Here is a 19,097-nt window from a genome sequence, read left to right as displayed (position 1 = left end):
TATTAAAATAAATATTCAAGTTAATTGGACTTGTAGTGAGATAGTTTACATTGCCTAAACACAATGAAGATCCCCTTCTGAGTTGTGATTTACAGGCCACGTTTGTAAGTGATGTTTTTATTCATGATAAAACCTGATCTTAGCTTTTGAAAAAGTATTGGGTTTGAAAGGGAGTAATTGATGATGTTTGCAAAAGTAGAAAGCCAAAGTAATGGTATTGATTTAATTAAAATTGATAATGAAGAAACGAAAATCGTTTTTACTAATTATGGAGCACGTATCGTTTCATGGAAGTACGATGATAATAACATTGTACTTGGAAATGTTGTAGAAGCAGATGAATTCTATGAGGAAAATCCATTTCATTTCGGGGCAACAATTGGTCGTTATGGTGGTAGAATTGCAAATGCTACTTTCGAATTAGAGGGTAAGACTTATCAGCTTGACGCAAATAACGGTGAACATAACATACATGGGGGACCTGAAGGAATTGGTACACGCTTTTTTGATTATGAAATTGAAGAGCAAGTGGGCCAAGTAAAAGTAATTTTTACTACAACTATAAAAAGCTCGGACGACCATTTTCCTGGTGATATTGAGCTAGAAGTAATTCATACTTATGATGTTGATCATAAATGGACAATTGAATACAAAGCAACGGCTACAGAGAAAACGTTATTTAATCCAATGAATCATGTTTATTTTAATTTGAATAGAGATAATAATGTAATTGATAACCACAGTATTTCAAGTTCAAAATTAGATATGTATTTATTAGGCGATGATAATATCGTTGAAAGTATGAAACCAATTGATTTAGTGGACACATTTAACGAAGAAAACATTCAATTTAAAGACATCTTTACGAGTGAGCATCCAGTTGTGAAAGCACAAATGGAACGTTTTGGTGGCATCGATCATCCATTCGATATAGGCGGCAATGAAATGACCGTTGAAAATAAACGCTTTTTATTAACAGTAAACACTGACATGCCAAATGTTGTGATTTTCACATTTAATGATACTACAAGTTGGCAAAGTGACTTTAATATTTATAAGGCACATTCTGGTTTTACACTTGAGACGCAATGTATACCTAATGATATTAACTTAATGGGAGAAAAAGCAGCATCTATATTGGAAGCTAATCAACCATACTACTCAAAAACGTCATATAAAATTTTTGAAAAAGAGTTATAGAAACTAAATTGATATGATGAAAATAAGTCTGGGACATCAATATCTCATTCTCAAATTTAAAACACTAAGCTATTAGTTTTCTAATGGATTGCATATGAGTTGTTTAGTATTTTAATGTACTTGTTTCAATATTTTAAAGAACTACTTTTTCATTTGTGAAGGCTAGTAGTTCTAATGCAAGAGCTTTAACGCTTGTATTTTTTTCTAGTCAGCCTTGTGGGGGCGGGAATACGAAATCAAATTTTGATTTCTGTCCCGCTCCCTTATTTGTTAGATTGACAGTAGTTCACTGTATTGGAAATGCGTTTATATTAAACTTTTAATGAACTATAGCTTCTGTATTCCATTTTCTAGTCATCTTTGCCAGATTCCAATCATACAACGAAATTTTATTAAAAAAATAGATTGCTATCCAGTTCCTATTCATATATTTATTTATCTGCAATGTTTTGTGCTCGTTTTAAAAATTTTTGCAACTTTGAAACTCTTTCGTCAGTGAGATAGGGGTTTTTCAAAGCGTCTGTTAAACGTGTTATATTTTTATTATCATTATAATAGATGTCATTAAGTTCAAACACTGATAGAAGCATAAGTGTGTTTGAAGAATGTATTAATTCTAAATTTGCAGCATCATCTACAAACCCTTCTTTGATAACCCTAAGATAAAACCCAGTCTTACAAGAATGAGACATGCGCTTAACTAAATTTGGAATTTTATACTTTTCTTGAATTTTCCAACATGGTTCTCTTATTTCAGATACTTCTACAATTGCTTCACCTAATTGGAATTTATCACCTAAATAAATATCATTTTCGTCTAAATCGGCAGCAGTTAAATTCTCGCCAAACATAGCATAGTCGGGTAATGTAGCAACATCATTTTTCCATAATTCATAGTTCTTCTTACTATAAAGACATAGCGCTTTATCTGGTCCACCGTGTCCTTTATATTCTTGTTCATCTTCAATGAACCCAGTCTTTGATAACCACATTTGTCCTGTGATTCTCTTTTTATTTAAGGCTGAGCGCATCGGTCTTTTCGTACTGTATGATAAATCTTGAATTTTACCTGTAGAAATTGCATCTAGAGCATAAATCATAATTCAGTACCTCCTGCAGTTTAGTGATTATCATTTTAAAACAATTTTTAGAATATGCAAGTGAACATATATTAGAGTCATATATTTACGTTTTTTTAGCTATGTATTTTTATAAATCTCATGTACAATAAAGATAAAAGTACTGTGTGTAAAGGGGAAGCATTATGAATAAAAAACAGTTGAAGTTAAGTACATTTGATGATGCATTAGACCAAATTAAAGATGGTATGATTGTGGGTATTGGTTCAGGTTCAACAATTGAACTACTCGTGCCAAAAATCGCTGAGAAATTAGAACAAGCACAAATTGATATAACTGGAGTCTGTACTTCAAACAAAACGGCTTATATCGCAAAAGAATTAGGTATGCGTGTAGTCGATGTAAACGATGTGGATAAAATTGATGTCGCAATTGATGGCGCTGATGAAGTAGACAATCAATTAAACCTTATAAAAGGTGGCGGTGGAGCACTATTTAGAGAAAAAGTAATTGATGCCATGGCAGATAGATTTATTGTTTTAATAGATGATAGCAAATGCGTAGATTATTTAGGTCAAACGTTTAAGCTTCCTGTAGAAGTAGATAAATTTAATTGGCTACTCGTTTCTAAAAAGATTGAGTCATATGGTAATGGTAATATTAAAGCGATACGCCGTGTTGTTGATGATGTGCCATTTATTACAGATAATGGTAACTATATATTGGACTTAGAATTAAACGGAAATATAGATGCTTACGAAATGCATGAGTATTTAATCCATCTTGTGGGCGTATTGGAAACCGGTTATTTCTTAGATGTTGCTGACCAAATTATTATTGGTTCACAAAATGGTGTGAAAGTTCTTGAAAAATAAATAATACAAAAAGTGATAAAGGTCCTAAAGGATTATTTATCACTTTTTTGATTTTATTTAAAACTGTTGTGATGTTGGCGACTCCCGGCTAGTCAATAAAGCATTAGCCAAAGACTATAGGCTGAGACTTTGCCATGGAAAAAGCGTGCATAAAAAAATGCCAACAAAGTCAGAGACTTTGTCGACACTCTGTGAGGAAGTATTGATGATGTTATTCATTAATGTAACTAACGACGGTGACCACGTTTACTTTTAAGATTAAAAGGAGAACGCGTATGTTTATCATTTGAACCATTATCTACTTCTTCATCATGTGTTGCGTGTGTAGTGTTTGATTCAGTTGGTGATGTGTCTTCAATATGATTATCATTAGTAATGGATGCTTTCGCATTATTCACAGCTGAAGATTTACGAGCAGTTGAATAACTTGAACTTGTTTTTAATGGCTCATTATCGATATCAGTTGTATCATGGTTTACTTTTTCAGTAGATGCTTCAACCGAACTATTAGTCAAATTGTTTGAGTCGTTATTGTCATATTGTTCATTTATCACAACACTATCACCATTCGTCGTGTTATTTTCAGTATTTGTCTTCTTTTGATTATCATCAGTAGTTAAATCTGCGTTGTTTTGTTCAGTTGCTTGATTAAAAGAAGATTTGGTAGATGATGCGTTATCTTTATTATCGACTGTTGAAGCTGTCGTCTTTGTTGTGTCATCAGTATGTTGTTGATCTGAGTCCTGTGTCTTATGATCAGTCGCAGCAACACTACTTGCAGCAGTCGTTGACTTTAAGCTGTCTGAAGTCGATGTGTTTGTCTTGTTATCATCTTTAACACTATCTTCATCAACATCATCATCGGTTTGAGCATCGTTTTCAGATGTTTCATTAACATGATCAAGATAGTTGTTATCATCCACTTCATCTAAATTGCGTTTTGTGAAGAAATAAAGAATCGTACGAACGATAATACTTAATAGAATGTAAACAGCGGCAACAGCGACTGTAGTTAAAGCCATTACTTTCATTGGGAACACCTCGCCCAACTCTTCATTAAATAAGAAGACGAGACCAAATGACATTGTCGCATGGAATATTGTCGCAATGTATATTGTACGTCCTTTTGTAGTGCGAATAAGTTCTCCAATAATCATTGAAAAAGCGAAAGAATAAAGGAAACTATATATCGCATAATCAAAGCTAAATGAAATATTAACATTCCATATTGAATACATAATGCCCACAATAATAGAGGCGATAAATGTATTCATCTTAGTTTCAACAATATGTTGTAAATAAGAACGGAACCCAAACTCTACTAAGAAAGCCATGATAATTTGACCAACAATAATTGATATAATTGAAACAGATAAATCTTTTGTTTGTAGAAGTACAAAACTATCTGCATAAACATTGAAACAAATCATAGCAATAATAAAAATAATTAAGGGTATGACGAGCGCTAAAATGATACGTTCTATAACTTTTAAACTAATTGAAAATTTTAAACTACCGAGTTGCGTACCTCTGTGCTTAAAGACGAGTAAACATATAATAGCAGCAATAAATGGTGCTAGACTACTTATGTCAAAGACAAAAGTTTTAAGCGAAATTGTACCTTGAAAATCTTTAAGTATAATAGGTGCTGCGTAAGCAATAATGAAGAAAATAAATATCATCATTGCCCATTGAAAACCTGGTATACGCTTTGTATTCATTATGTAACCTCCAATAGGGTTCAGAAAAATCATTTATTCTTAATTATACATACTTCTTAGTGATAAATAAATTAAATTCAAATATTTATCATTGAAATGTAATACTTTTACAAAAATAAACGTATCAATGCAACAATTTTAATGTGAATTTCAAAATTAACTTTTAAGCAACTGGGTAAAGATAATTGAATCGGCAATAATGTAAGCGTATACTTTAAGTGTCGATATAGTTTCAAAAGGAGGAGAACTATGTATAAATTAGCGCAACGTGATTTATGGACAGGAAGAATAGATAGTGAAATAGAGGCAACAGAGTTTAGGCATTTTCAAACAATACAATTTCGTAATATTGAAGATGAGTACGATGAGCCACGTCACGGTGTGGGTATGTTAGGTTATGCGGTTGATAAGGGTGTTGAACTTAATAAAGGAAGAATTGGAGCTAAGTTAGGCCCAGATGCAATCAAGAAGACTTTTGCTAATTTACCAGTCTTAAGAACATGTTCAATTTATGATTATGGGAACGTTGAACATAATCACGAGACTTTAGAAGAAACTCAACAAGAATTTGCGCATCATGTTGCTTCATCGATACAAAGACATAACCAAACTTTTTTGTTAGGTGGTGGACATGATATCGCTTATGCACAGTATTTGGGCACACGTGAGGCGTTCCCTGATGCTTCTATTGGTGTCATCAATATTGATGCACACTTTGACACTAGAAAAGAATTAGGTTCTACTTCTGGTACGAGTTTTAGACAAATTTTAGAACAGGATGAAAACACTGATTATTTAGTATTAGGTATTCAACAAGGTGGTAACACACAAGCACTATTTGATTACGCGAAAGAAAAAGATATCGGTTTTGTTTATTCTGATGAATTGTTACATCAAATTTCTCCTCCTATTAAAGATAAAATAGAACGTTTTATACATGATCATGATGTGATTATGTTTACGATATGTATGGATGTTATTGATAGTGCATTCGCACCGGGGGTAAGTGCAAATGCTGTGTTAGGACTATCACCACATGTTGTACTTGAATTAGCTAAACGTATTATTCCAAATGAAAAGGTTTCAACAGTTAGTATTGCTGAAACGAATCCAAAATATGATGTGGATAACCGAACTACTAAATTATCCGCTAATTTTTTACATCATTTTATTCTTTAATATTCCAATAACTAAGGCACTGGTCTATAAAAGAAAGTACTCGCTCTGAGTGCTTTCTTTTTTTTAGATAGTTGATATAAATAGAACGGCCTAGTTTGGGACGCATTTCTAAAGCGTCTAAATCCCGAGCATTAAATGATTGATAATATACACGTGGAATAACAGCATATCCCAATCCTCTATGGACAAAATTCGTAGCCGCTTCAAAACGATCGACTTCCATAATGATATTCGGATGAATGTTCATACGTGTAAAGTAATCATCAAGATGTTTGCGCACTTGAGAACCTTTAGTAGGTAAGATTAATGGCAATGATTTAATAGATGTTATTTTAGTACTTGGAAAAGCATTTTTAGGTGTAATAACGACATAGGATTCTTCATATAAAGGAATAGATTTAATATCTTCGTGATCAATTTGTTCGTTGGTCAATGCGAGATGATTTTCAAAATTGATGAGTTGTTCCAGTATTTTATTTTGGTCATGTACCTCAGATACGAGATAAGTCTGGTTGGGGTTATGTTTTAAATGGATAGAAAGTACTTGTGAAATCCATTGATTTGCTGATTCTAAAATAGATAATTTAATTTTAGGCGCATGACCCATATTGAGGTCATACATTTTTTCGAGCGTTTGATGATAGTTCTGTATCAATTGTTGTGCGTAATTATAAAAATGAATGCCTTTTTCAGTGATTTTAATATCCTTAGTAGTTCTCATAAAAAGGTCATAACCTAAATTGGCTTCCATTTTCTTAATTGTAGTCGTTAAAGATGGCTGACTAATATGTAAGAAATTAGCCGCTTTAGTAAAATTATTATATTTCACAACAGCGACAAAATATTCTAATTGAATGATTTTCAATATAATCCCTCCTTGAATATGTAATTTATTTATAGTTTTAAACTATCAATAATTAGTTTATTTATATTGGTAGTATATAGCATATCATATTATACTTAGTGATATAGAGGGAGGCGTACTTTCATGTTAGGGGCGTGAAGTACATGTGGAAATTTTTCGTTTATAGCTTAATTGGCATTCTAAGTTTCTTTGTACCTATAACGATTAATGGTAAATCAACAATTCTTATTGATCATATTGTTCAGTGGATTACATTTTTGGTAAATCCAATTTTACCTTATTATGTATTACTTTTAATCATTATAGGTGCATTACATCCGTTTATTAATAAAAAATGGAACAAATCAAAAACTGATATTATATTTAGCTTATTTAAAGTATTAGGCGTCTTTATTGCTTTCATGATTGTCTTTGATTTTGGACCAGGATTTGTATTGAAAGAAAGTATTGGACCATTTTTATACGATAAATTAGCGATACCATTAAGTGTGTTAATCCCAGTAGGGGCTATTTTATTAACATTTTTAGTTGGTTACGGTTTATTAGAATTTATTGGCGTAATTATGAGACCAGTCATGAAACCTATTTTTAAAACGCCAGGCAAATCAGCAGTTGATGCGGTTGCCTCGTTTGTAGGGAGTTATTCAATTGGCTTATTAATTACAAATAAAGTCTATAAGGATGCTGGTTATACGCATAAGGAAGCAGTTATCGTTGCGACAGGTTTTTCAACGGTATCCGCTACTTTCATGATTATAGTAGCTAATACACTAGGTATTATTGAACATTGGAACCTTTATTTTTGGTTCACACTTGCAGTGACTTTTATAGTTACTGCCATCACCGTACAACTCCCACCTATAAGATTTGAGAAAAATACGACATATCAGAACAAACCGTATAAAGAAGAAAAACGCAGAAATATGCCTTTATTAAAAGAGTCTTGGTTAGAAGCTAAGTTAGCTGTTAAAAATGCTGACTCACTAATAGGAAATGTACGTGAAAATTTACGTGACGGCGTCGTAATGACAATTGCGATATTGCCTTCTATTATGTCTATCGGCTTCTTAGGTCTTATTATTGCTGAATATACATCGATAATAGAATATGTATCTTATATTTTTTATCCATTTATAAGTATATTCCCAGTCCAAGATGTAGCAATATTAGCACAAGCCTCAACCATTTCAATTGTTGAGATGCTGTTACCTGCTGCGATTGCACAAACTGCTGATTTAGCTACGAGATTTATAGTAGCGGTAATGAGTGTTTCGGCGATTATCTTTTTTTCGAGTGTGGTACCTGTGATTCTTTCAACTGAAATAAAAATATCGGTTGGTAAATTGGTATTGGTATGGTTTGAAAGAGTAGTGCTTACATTACTCATCACGATACCATTCGCATTATGGTTATTTTAAGATTTATTAAACAAAGGTTAATTAATTAAAATGAGGAGTGATTGTTCATGAGAAAAATAGTAGCAAAAAAAGGTTTAGACATTGAATGTAAAGGTTGGGAACAAGAAGCAGTGCTTAGAATGTTGTATAACAACTTAGATCCAGAAGTAGCTGAACGTCCTGAAGATTTAGTTGTATATGGTGGTATTGGTAAAGCTGCTAGAAACTGGGAAGCTTTTGAAGCGATAGAAGAGACGTTACGTTCATTAGAAGCGGATGAAACAATGTTAGTGCAATCCGGAAAACCAGTTGCTGTATTTAAAACACATGAAGAAGCACCGCGTGTATTAATTTCAAATTCAGTACTTGTACCAGAGTGGGCAAATTGGGATCACTTTAACGAATTAGATAAAAAAGGTTTAATGATGTATGGACAAATGACAGCAGGTAGCTGGATATACATTGGTTCCCAAGGTATTGTTCAAGGCACTTACGAAACATTTGGTGAACTTGCTAATCAGCATTACGATGGCACGTTAAATGGTACAGTGACTTTAACAGCTGGTCTAGGTGGCATGGGGGGAGCGCAACCACTGGCCGTTACGATGAATGGCGGTGTTGTAATCGGTGTAGATGTAGATGAAACACGTATTGATAAACGTATAGAAACGCGCTATTGCGATGTGAAGACGCATGATTTAGATGAAGCTTTACGATTAGCCGAAGGGGCACGACAAGAAGGCAAACCACTATCTATCGGACTTGTTGGTAATGCTGTAGATACACACAGAGCAATTTTAGATAAAGGATTTAAAATTGATGTTGTTACTGACCAGACAAGTGCACATGATCCATTGAACGGTTACATTCCACAAGGTTATTCTTTAGAAGAAGCCAATGCGCTACGTGATAAAGACCCTAAACAATATGTCATGTTATCGCAAGACTCAATGAGAAAACACGTTGAGTTAATGATCGAATTTCAAAAAAATGGTGCAGTTGCTTTTGATTATGGGAATAACATTAGACAAGTTGCTTATAATAACGGTTTAGAAAATGCTTTTGATTTCCCAGGATTTGTACCAGCTTACATCCGACCATTATTCTGTGAAGGTAAAGGACCATTCCGTTTTGCAGCTTTAAGTGGAGACCCTAAAGATATTGAACGTGCAGATGAAGAAATGAGAAAACTATTTCCAGATAATGAAAAGCTCATTCGCTGGTTAGATTTAGCTCAAGAAAAAATTGCATTCCAAGGATTACCATCTCGTATAGCTTGGTTGGGCTTTGAAGAACGTGCCAAAATGGGCTTGGCTTTAAATCGTTTGGTTCGTGACGGAGAAATTTCTGCACCAGTTGTTATCGGGCGTGATCATCTTGATTCAGGGTCGGTTGCGAGTCCAAACCGTGAGACAGAAGGCATGAAAGATGGTTCAGATGCTGTGGGAGATTGGGCAGTATTAAATGCTTTAATTAACACAGCAGCTGGTGGCTCATGGATTTCATTTCATCACGGCGGAGGTGTAGGTATGGGTTACTCATTGCATGCTGGTATGGTCATTGTCGCTGATGGATCAGAACGCGCAGATCGTCGTTTAGGACGTGTATTAACGACAGATCCGGGTATGGGTGTTGTAAGACATGCAGATGCAGGTTATGAATCAGCAATTAATGTTGCTAAAGAAAAAGGCATCAAAATTCCAATGATTACGGGTAAAGGAGATATAAAATGAACGATTTAATTATTCAAAACATTAAACAATTAATTTTACCAAAATCTACAGATCGCCCTTTAAAAGGAAAAGATTTAGATGAATTAGAAATCGTTGAAAATGGAACAGTTGTTGTTAAAGATGGCAAAGTGGTTTATTCAGGTTCCCATATAGATGAATATGAGGCGAAAGAAACACTCGACGCTACAGGGAAAGTTGTAACACCATCACTTGTTGAAGCACATACCCATTTAGTACATGGCGGTTCAAGAGAACATGAAATGTCGCTGAAAAGACAAGGTGTTTCATATTTAGAAATACTGGATCAAGGTGGAGGTATATTATCCACAGTAGAAGCTACACGAAATGCAACTGAAGAAGAGCTGTTTAAAAAAGCTGAAAAGAATTTGTTAACGATGATACAACATGGGGTCTTAGCTGTTGAAAGTAAGAGCGGTTATGGTTTAGATAAAGAAAGTGAACTCAAGCAACTACGTGTGTCAAAACGTTTAGCAGAAAAGTATAACTTAGATATGAAACATACTTTCTTAGGGCCACATGCAGTACCCAAAGATGCAAAATCTAATCAAGCCTTTTTACAGGAAATGATTGATTTACTACCTGAAGTTAAACAGTATGCTGATTTTGCAGATATCTTTTGCGAAACAGGTGTATTTACAGTAGAAGAATCTAGGAAATATATGCAAGCAGCAAAAGATTTAGGTTTTGATGTTAAAATTCATGCTGACGAAATTGATCCGTTAGGTGGTCTAGAATTAGCAATTGACGAAGGTGCAATTTCTGCAGATCATTTAGTAGCCTCTAGTACAGAAGGCAAAGCGAAACTTAAAGATAGCGATACAGTGGCTGTGTTATTACCAGGTACTACGTTTTATTTAGGTAAGGAACAATACGCAGATGCTAGAGGTATGTTAGATAATGGTGGAGCTATTGCAATTGCAACAGACTTTAATCCAGGAAGTTGTGTGACAAACAACTTACAACTTGTGATGTCAATTGCTGCATTGAAATTAAAATTATCACCAAATGAAATTTGGAATGCCGTTACGGTAAATGCAGCGAAAGCAATTGATGTTGATGCTGGTACAATTAATAAAGGTGACAAAGCCAATATTGTCATTTGGGATGCACCCAATCATGAGTATATTCCGTATCACTATGGTATAAATCATGCTGAAAAAGTGATTAAAGATGGAAAACTACTTGTTGATAACCAAGTTAAGTTAAATATCAAATAATAATTGAGTCTGGGACATAAATACATGTTTCAGACTCAATTTGTATTTTGGCAGGAGCTATCTGATATCAAAATGCGCTTATTTCAAAAAACATAGATGTCTAGTCAACCTTATAGGGGGGACTACGAAATCAAAATTAGATTTCTATCTCGCTTCTTTTTTTAAGTGTAAACAAGTTGAGTTTGAGTTGATTAAATATTTTGACAATTATGGTACCATGTTATTTAAAGCATACATGGGAGGTGACATCGAATGTGGGGCAAACTACTTATGTTAAACAATGGAGTGGGGATTTAAGCCAAAATATGCTCACAGGTATGTTGCTTGCCCTTGCATTACTTCCAGGCGCAATTGCATTCTCTTTCATTGCCGGCGTAAGCCCAACGATAGGCATGTTAAGTACTGGTTTGATGATGCTCGTGTTGAGCTTTACTGGTAATAGGACGTTGATGGTATCAGCGCCAAGTAGTGGTGTGTCGCTCGTAGTTGCACCATTAATGGCAAGTCATGGTCTAAACGCGCTTATTTTAGCTACATTATTTATGGGTGTCATACAAATTATATTGGGATATTGTCACATAAATAAATTGTTAGACTTCATACCTACGGGTGTAGTCATTGGTTTTATGAATGCATTAGGTTTATTATTGTTTACATCTCAATTAAAGAATATATTTAACATTTCAGCCTCAACCTATGTGTTTGCTATAGCTTCATTCTTTATTATTTGGCTTGCAGGGCAATATATAAAACTTATACCAGCACCTTTAATAGCAATTATTATATTGACGCTACTTGCAGGAGTGGTTAAACCAAATATTCAATATGTCTCTGATATGGCTTCATTACATATTAAAATGCCAATACCTTCCATACCAAATGAAATGAGTGATTTGAATATAGTTATGGTTGCATTACTTTATGGTGTAGCAATGGCTATCGTAGCAGTGATACAAACGACGTTAACAGCGCAAATGGTTGATGTTGTAACTTCAACAACCAGTGATAAAAATAAGGAAACTATTGGTCAAGGTATCGCGAACTTTATTGTTGGCTTGTTTGGAGGGTTTGGTGGTAGTGCACTTGTTGGACAATCGCGCTTTAACGTAGCGATGGGTGCGAATTCAAGATTGTCGACTTTCATCACAGGCAGCTTTTTATTGATATGCTTATTTATTTTTGGAGAGATTATCGGACGAATACCCATGGCAGTATTAGCCACTGTGTTAATTACGATTTCACTTGGTACGTTTGATAGACGAACGATGCCATTCATCCGCAAAGCACCTTTGTTAAATAGCATTTTAATTATATCTACCGTAGTGATTATATTAATTACGAATAACCTTGCCATAGGCGTCGTTGTTGTAACGATAAGTTATTACATGATTTTTTGTTTTATTAATAAGAAAGGACGTGACATATAATGCCACAATATGAAGATTACGTGAATTGGAGAAGAACTTTACATCAATACCCTGAACTCTCAGATGACGAATATGAGACGACAAAAAGATTAAAACGAATATTAGAAGCGTACGATATTAAAATACTTGATCTCCCATTAGAGACTGGTTTAGTTGCTGAAGTAGGACAAGGCGAAACATTCATAGCTGTAAGAACAGACATTGATGCTTTGCCTATCAATGAGCAAGTGGTACATGAATTCACTTCAACGAATGAAGGTGTTATGCATGCATGTGGACATGATATACACATGGCTAGTATTTTAGCTGTAGCAACAAGACTTAAAGACATTGAAACCCAATTAAAAGGACGTGTCCGTGTTATTTTTCAACCTGCGGAAGAACTAGGTTATGGTGCGCTACATATCACTGAATCAGGAGCGATTGATGGTGCAAAAGCTGTATTAGGCTATCACAACTACCCGTCGTTAGATGTGGGTGAATTTGCAGTGAAGTCGGGTGTAATAACGTCATCTGTAGACCGTTTTGAATTTAAAATAAAAGGCACAGGTGCACATGCTGCTAAACCAGAACAAGGTAATGATCCTGTCATCGTTCTAGGACAATTAATTAATAGCGTTCAGTCGATTGTGAGTAGAAATCTATCTGCTTTTGATAATGCAGTTGTAACTATAGGTGAAGTATCCAGTGGAAATACATGGAACGTCATCGCTGATCAAGCATACGTCCAAGGTACTGTGAGAAGCTTTGATGAAGATAAACGTGTTTATATTGAAGAACGACTTAGAGCAATTGGAAGTGGGCTTGCAGAAGCATTTGATGTCGAAATAGAAACACTATATCATCGTTTACCAGGTGCTGTTAAAAACGATGAGAAATTAACGGATGACGCTATCGAAGTAGCGAAACAAGTTGGATATAATGTAGAAGTTATGGATAAACCTTTAACAATTGGCGAAGACTTTTCTGGTTTTTCAAATAAATATCCAAGTGTCTTTGCATTCATTGGGTCGAATAGTGAATATGATTTACATCATCCTAAATATGACCCAGATGAACGAATTCTAGAAAAAGTACCTGAGTATTTTGTTACATTTGTTCAAAAATTATTGAACGACGTATAATTTGTATATGTATTAACTACTATAAAATTTGGGTAATGTATAGATAGAATAATTATTTAAGGAGTGTTGTATTATGGCAGGCCAAGATCCGAGAACAAAATTTTCAAATGAAGATTTTCCTAAACAAGAACAATCTACTCCTGGTTTACAAAAAGAATTAGAACCTAAACCAGATTGTGGAGAGACTTCATACGTAGGTTATGGTAGATTAACAGATTATAAAATGTTGGTAACGGGTGGAGATTCTGCCATTGGAAGAGCAGCTGCTATAGCATATGCAAAAGAAGGTGCAGATGTAGCGATAAATTATCTTCCTGAAGAACAAGCAGATGCCGAAGAAGTACAAGAAGTGATTGAAGCGGCAGGTAGAAAAGCTATTTTAATACCAGGAGATATCCGTAATGAACAATTTAACTATGATTTAGTTGAGCAAGCATATAATAAATTAGATGGTTTAGATAATGTAACCCTTGTAGCTGGACACCAACAATACAGAGATGATTTAAAAAGTTTCGATACAGCTTCATTTACTGAAACATTTGAAACTAACGTGTATCCTATATTTTGGACAGTTCAAAAAGCACTAGATTATTTACAACCAGGTGCTACAATTACGACAACATCGTCAGTCCAAGGATATAATCCGAGTCCGATTTTACATGATTATGCAGCCTCAAAAGCAGCAATCATTTCATTGACTAAAAGTTTATCTGAAGAATTAGGTGCCAAAGGTATTCGTGTGAATTGTGTAGCACCTGGGCCGTTTTGGTCACCATTACAAATATCTGGCGGACAACCACAATCGAAGATACCTACATTTGGTCAAAAAGAAGTATTAGGTAGAGCAGGACAACCTGTGGAACTTTCAGGCGTATATGTACATTTAGCTGCTGAAGAGTCGAGTTATACAACTGGGCAAGTATATGGTGTAACAGGCGGAACTCAGTTAGACTAATGATATCAAAAGTTAGTAATCTCTTATAGATTATCTAGCTTTTTATTTTTTGAAGGGTATGGTAATAAACTATGAAACAATTTAAAGCAGATACACTCTCTAAGAAACAAAATTATAAATTATTGAGTGGGAGTATTATTCCAAGACCGATTGCATTTGTTACTTCTCAAGACAAATCAGGTCATTTAAATGCAGCGCCATTCAGTTTCTTTAATGTAGTGAGTAGCGCACCGCCAATGATTATGATTTCTACTGCTCGTTCAGAAGGTGAACGAAAAGACACATCAGTAAATATTGAAGAAACTGAAGAATTTGTCGTTCATATTACTGATGAAACAATAGTTGACGAAGTTAATAGAACTGCAGCACCAATAAAGCGTACGAGTAATGAGCTAGAAAGAACAAACTTAACATGTATTGATTCAGAACTTGTTTCAGTCCCAGGGATACAACAAGCAAAAATTCGCTTGGAATGTAAATTAAACAGAATTATTCCATTAGGCGATCCACAAGAAGGTTCTGATTTAATTATTGGTGAAGTTGTTATGTTCCATATCGATGATGATGTATACTTTGAAGACAGTAAAATTGATGCCCAGGCATTAGCAGCTGTTTCTCGCTTAGCTGGCAATGACTATGCATCGTTAGGAGAGACATTTACGATTCTGCGACCTACTGAATAAGGGGGGCGTACTTCTTGAACATGCGTATTATTGCATGGCAATATTGACAAACGCGCTTTAACGTATTAAGCTAAATCAGGATTTGACGAATTACAGTTGAAAATGTACTATTATAAAACAATTTAATAACTTATCGAGAGAAGTGGAGGGACTGGCCTGTTGATACTTCGGCAACATGATGATGCGTGTGCCAATTCCAGTAGCATAAATGAATGCTAGAAGATAAGAATAAAAACATAACGTTTACTCTTTTCTTCAATAAGAAAAGAGTTTTTTTATTTTCAAAAAGAAACACAAAGAAATAGCGAGGATTTAATTTCACGCTTTTACCCTTATAGAAAGTTGGTTTTTTATGGAGAAGACAAAGAAAGGTAACGCTTGGGCATTGATTCCATTGCTCGTATTTGTAGGCTTATTTTTAGGTGTAGGTATTGGTACAGGAGATTTTTCAACAATGCCTTTAAATGTAGCTATTTTAGTAGCATCTATTGTAGCTTTGATTTTAAATAGAAAAGAAACGTTTCATAAAAAAGTGGAAGTCTTCACAAAAGGCGCGGGTCATTCAAATATTATTTTAATGATGCTCATCTTTATACTGGCTGGGGCTTTCTCTCAAACTACCGAAGACATGGGGGGCGTGCAATCTACAGTTAATTTAGGACTGTCACTTATTCCAGAGAATTTAATTATTGTAGGCTTATTTATTATTTGTATGTTTGTTTCGCTTTCAATGGGTACCTCTGTAGGTACAGTAGCAGCAATAGCGCCTGTTGGATTTGGATTGAGTCAAGCAACTGATGTCTCAGCAGCTATCACAATGGCTACAGTTGTAGGTGGTGCAATGTTTGGTGATAATCTATCAATGATTTCAGATACAACAATCGCAGCCGTACGTACTCAAAAGACAAAAATGAGTGATAAATTTAAAGTGAATATAAAAATTGTATTGCCAGGTGCTATATTTACTATTATAGCTTTGTGGTTTTTAACAAATGGAGCACAAATTGATACAAGTAAAAGTTATGACTATAACATTATCAAAGTCTCACCTTATTTAATGGTACTGATATTAGCATTAATTGGTATTAATGTGATTATTGTACTTATAGGTGGTATCGCATTATCAGCAGTGATTGGCCTCATAGATGGGTCATTTGGTTGGTCAGGATTATTAGGATCTATTTCAAAAGGTATTATTGGTATGGAGGATATTGCGATGATTGCCTTATTAATCGGAGGTCTCGTAGCGCTTATTCAACATAACGGCGGTATTACATGGTTACTTCACTTTGTTCGTAATAGAGTAAAATCAAAACGTGGCGCAGAACTAGGTATAGCTGGGTTAGTCAGCGCAGCTGATATTTCAACAGCGAATAATACGATTTCTATATTGATGGCTGGGCCATTAGCAAAAGAAATATCGGAAGAATACGATGTAGACCCAAGAAAATCTGCAAGTATTTTGGATATGTTTGCGAGTTGTTTCCAAGGAATATTACCCTACAGTCCACAGTTAATTGCAGCAGCAGGCGTGGCATCTATATCTCCATTTGAGTTATTACCCTACTCTATTTATCCAATGATTTTGGGTGTTTGTGGTTTGATTGCAATCTTCTTTAACTTACCAAGATTAAATAAAAAATAAGGGTCTAAAAGGGAAGGTGAATCAGTGTATTGTTTGTATCTGATGAATCTCCCTTTTTATTATATTTTAATATACTGTGATTTTATAAAAAGTACTTAAATACATATTTTTGCGAAAGTGGCGTTTAAAATTTTGACGTTTACTGACTATTGACGATAAAATATAGAAGTTGATCGTTTTAAAGTAAAGACTGGAACATTGTATGATTCATATGATTATTGTTTAGAAGTCTTGTAGAATAGGTTAGAATGGAATTAAGAGTGAAAGTAGGTGAACAATCGTGGGTAAATATAATGTTGAAAATGAATACGTTGAGATACGACTTGAACGACTATTTAAAGTTGAACCAGAATTATTATATCAAGCATGGACCGATCAACGTTTTCTTAAGCAATGGTTTATGACAACAGATAGAACAAATAAATCAATTCATATTAACGCTGAACAAAATGGAAGTTATGAAATTGTTGACGTTCGTAAAGGAAAAGAAAATGTAGTGAGAGGTTCTTTTATTACGTTAACACCATATGAATATATCGTCATGACAATTGGTATGCCAGAGTTAAGTGATTCTGAAGATACAATTGAAATTGAAATATTCGAAAGAGAAGCGGGCATTGCTCAAATGATTTTTAATTATAAAGCTTTTGTGCCAAAAGAACGTAGATACACAACACTGGAATATAAGCAGAAGAAAAAAGAATATCATGATTCTACTGCGCATGGTTTCGAAATATTATTTGATAAATTAAAAGTGATATTAGAAGAATTTGAATCTGAACTTTAATATTTAATGAGATATTTTGAATTTAAACTGTTAGCAAAGTTTTAGCTTTGTTGGCAGTTTTTTTGGGTTTTTGCAAGTATAACTTCAACTTCACTTTATAAATTTGATATTTGCTCACCTTGGGCATGGACCTTAGATTGTAGTCTTCGGCTCATGCAGTTTCCTTTGGCGACTCGAATGAAATCAGATTGAGAATATCATAGGAAAACTAAAATAACACCAATTCATGAGTGGATGATGGATTGATGTTATGAATTTTGAACATAGAGATGTTTGGTTGTATTTCAATAGTAAGCACAGCATAAAGGGCGTGAATGATTACGGTGTAATTTCACCATTTTCTATTCGCTCATTGAATTTACGCAATAATGTTTCGAAAAATATGTGATAACTTATAAAGCTTGAATAATCTATACCATCAGCAAGATAAAAAGTGTTGCTAGAGATATAAATATTATAATCAGCTTTTTGAGCAAGTGTATTATCATTTAAAGTAGTTATAGAGAAAAAATACTTTTGACGTAACTGTAATAAGTTGGTGATATCTGATAATTGATGAGATTCACCAGAAAGAGAAATAATGAAGAAAATATCTGTAGGCGTGGTTCTATTAAGAACCATTTTAAATTCGTGTACATCATGTAACACAATAATATTTTTATGAATTGTTAACAAAATACGTTGTGCTTCTTGGGCGACATTCATTTGCGCGACGCCTGTTCCATACAAATAGACGGTCTCTGCTTCATTGATTTTATCAGTGACAAGATTATAATCAATACGTTCTAAATATGTAAAAGTATTTTCGACGTCTTGTTTGAATCCTTCGATAGAGTCAGAAGGGAGATTATGAGATTTTTCAGTTTCAAACTTTAAATAAGATTTAAAGTCACTATAACCATCAAAACCTAGTTTACGTGTAAAACGATGAATGGTTGCATTTGAAGCATGCGTATATTCTGCTAAGTCTTGAATTTTCAATGTTTTACATTCTGTCGTATGCGTATTGATAAATTGAGCAATATGTAAGTCATTCTCGTTTAATTTATTAAAGTTATGATTAACGCGTTCATCTAAAAACAATATTATAACCTCACACTTCATGAAAATATTTTCAAGTTTTGGAAATATAATCTGATTATACAAAACTATTCGTAATATAGTCAAACCATTGCTTGGTTGTAAGCGT

Annotated in this window: 16 protein-coding genes and 1 riboswitch; of the genes, 12 read left to right on the top strand and 4 right to left on the bottom strand. The window is 34.1% G+C overall.

Annotated elements, in window-relative coordinates; all coding sequences use genetic code 11:
* The first annotated feature begins 183 nt into the window (after positions 1–183).
* Positions 184–1,200, top strand: coding sequence for an aldose epimerase family protein (locus tag ACA31_RS10385; RefSeq protein ID WP_057513248.1), 1,017 nt, complete (start codon positions 184–186; stop codon positions 1,198–1,200).
* Between the two features lie 431 nt (positions 1,201–1,631).
* On the opposite strand, the gene ACA31_RS10380 is transcribed toward ACA31_RS10385, so the two are convergent.
* The gene (locus tag ACA31_RS10380) at positions 1,632–2,300 is read right to left on the bottom strand and encodes an MOSC domain-containing protein (protein ID WP_057513247.1); all 669 of its coding nucleotides are present in this window, start codon (positions 2,298–2,300) and stop codon (positions 1,632–1,634) included.
* A 164-nt stretch (positions 2,301–2,464) separates the two neighbouring features.
* Here ACA31_RS10380 and ACA31_RS10375 point away from each other — a divergent pair, with 164 nt between their 5' ends.
* A complete protein-coding gene (locus ACA31_RS10375; RefSeq protein ID WP_057513246.1) occupies positions 2,465–3,154 on the top strand; it encodes a ribose 5-phosphate isomerase A in 690 nt (229 codons plus the stop codon).
* 227 nt (positions 3,155–3,381) lie between these two features.
* On the opposite strand, the gene ACA31_RS10370 is transcribed toward ACA31_RS10375, so the two are convergent.
* The gene (locus ACA31_RS10370; RefSeq protein ID WP_057513245.1) at positions 3,382–4,875 is read right to left on the bottom strand and encodes a CPBP family intramembrane glutamic endopeptidase; all 1,494 of its coding nucleotides are present in this window, start codon (positions 4,873–4,875) and stop codon (positions 3,382–3,384) included.
* A gap of 249 nt (positions 4,876–5,124) precedes the next feature.
* Here ACA31_RS10370 and hutG point away from each other — a divergent pair, with 249 nt between their 5' ends.
* Positions 5,125–6,054 carry a formimidoylglutamase gene (gene hutG / locus ACA31_RS10365; RefSeq protein ID WP_057513244.1) on the top strand — a complete coding sequence of 310 codons (930 nt, stop codon included), beginning with the start codon at positions 5,125–5,127 and terminating at the stop codon, positions 6,052–6,054.
* Here hutG and ACA31_RS10360 read toward each other — a convergent pair.
* The gene (locus tag ACA31_RS10360; protein ID WP_057513243.1) at positions 6,044–6,919 is read right to left on the bottom strand and encodes a LysR family transcriptional regulator; all 876 of its coding nucleotides are present in this window, start codon (positions 6,917–6,919) and stop codon (positions 6,044–6,046) included. The genes hutG and ACA31_RS10360 overlap by 11 nt on opposite strands.
* A 143-nt stretch (positions 6,920–7,062) precedes the next feature.
* Between ACA31_RS10360 and ACA31_RS10355 the strand changes: the two genes are divergently transcribed.
* The 9 genes from ACA31_RS10355 to ACA31_RS10315 all read left to right on the top strand — a co-directional run bounded on the left by ACA31_RS10355 (position 7,063) and on the right by ACA31_RS10315 (position 17,908).
* Complete coding sequence (locus ACA31_RS10355) at positions 7,063–8,337, top strand: YjiH family protein (RefSeq protein ID WP_057513242.1); 1,275 nt, start codon at positions 7,063–7,065, stop codon at positions 8,335–8,337.
* Between the two features lie 47 nt (positions 8,338–8,384).
* Positions 8,385–10,049, top strand: a complete 1,665-nt coding sequence (gene hutU, locus ACA31_RS10350; protein WP_057513241.1) for a urocanate hydratase — start codon at positions 8,385–8,387, stop codon at positions 10,047–10,049.
* Complete coding sequence (hutI, locus tag ACA31_RS10345; RefSeq protein WP_057513240.1) at positions 10,046–11,287, top strand: imidazolonepropionase; 1,242 nt, start codon at positions 10,046–10,048, stop codon at positions 11,285–11,287. The genes hutU and hutI overlap by 4 nt, the downstream gene beginning before the upstream one ends.
* Positions 11,288–11,541: 254 nt before the next feature.
* A complete protein-coding gene (locus ACA31_RS10340; RefSeq protein ID WP_082587069.1) occupies positions 11,542–12,714 on the top strand; it encodes a SulP family inorganic anion transporter in 1,173 nt (390 codons plus the stop codon).
* Positions 12,714–13,838, top strand: a complete 1,125-nt coding sequence (locus tag ACA31_RS10335) for an amidohydrolase (protein ID WP_057513239.1) — start codon at positions 12,714–12,716, stop codon at positions 13,836–13,838. Before ACA31_RS10340 ends, ACA31_RS10335 begins: the two co-directional genes overlap by 1 nt.
* Before the next feature lie 73 nt (positions 13,839–13,911).
* Positions 13,912–14,793, top strand: coding sequence for an SDR family oxidoreductase (locus ACA31_RS10330; protein WP_057513238.1), 882 nt, complete (start codon positions 13,912–13,914; stop codon positions 14,791–14,793).
* Positions 14,794–14,864: 71 nt separating this feature from the next.
* Positions 14,865–15,476: a flavin reductase family protein gene (locus tag ACA31_RS10325; protein WP_057513237.1), complete on the top strand. Its 612-nt coding sequence runs from the start codon at positions 14,865–14,867 to the stop codon at positions 15,474–15,476.
* Between the two features lie 127 nt (positions 15,477–15,603).
* A riboswitch (SAM riboswitch) is annotated at positions 15,604–15,705 on the top strand.
* 123 nt (positions 15,706–15,828) lie between these two features.
* The gene (locus ACA31_RS10320) at positions 15,829–17,121 is read left to right on the top strand and encodes a Na+/H+ antiporter NhaC family protein (RefSeq protein WP_057513236.1); all 1,293 of its coding nucleotides are present in this window, start codon (positions 15,829–15,831) and stop codon (positions 17,119–17,121) included.
* A gap of 280 nt (positions 17,122–17,401) precedes the next feature.
* A complete protein-coding gene (locus ACA31_RS10315) occupies positions 17,402–17,908 on the top strand; it encodes an SRPBCC family protein (RefSeq protein WP_057513235.1) in 507 nt (168 codons plus the stop codon).
* Between the two features lie 318 nt (positions 17,909–18,226).
* On the opposite strand, the gene ACA31_RS10310 is transcribed toward ACA31_RS10315, so the two are convergent.
* Complete coding sequence (locus ACA31_RS10310) at positions 18,227–18,991, bottom strand: MurR/RpiR family transcriptional regulator (protein WP_057513234.1); 765 nt, start codon at positions 18,989–18,991, stop codon at positions 18,227–18,229.
* Between the last annotated feature and the right edge of the window lie 106 nt (positions 18,992–19,097).

Source organism: Staphylococcus sp. NAM3COL9, assembly GCF_001431205.1.
In the GTDB taxonomy this organism is placed as follows: Bacteria; Bacillota; Bacilli; order Staphylococcales; family Staphylococcaceae; genus Staphylococcus.
The sequence above is the reverse complement of the archived record's forward strand: the minus strand, read 5'-3'. Positions and strand labels throughout refer to the sequence as shown.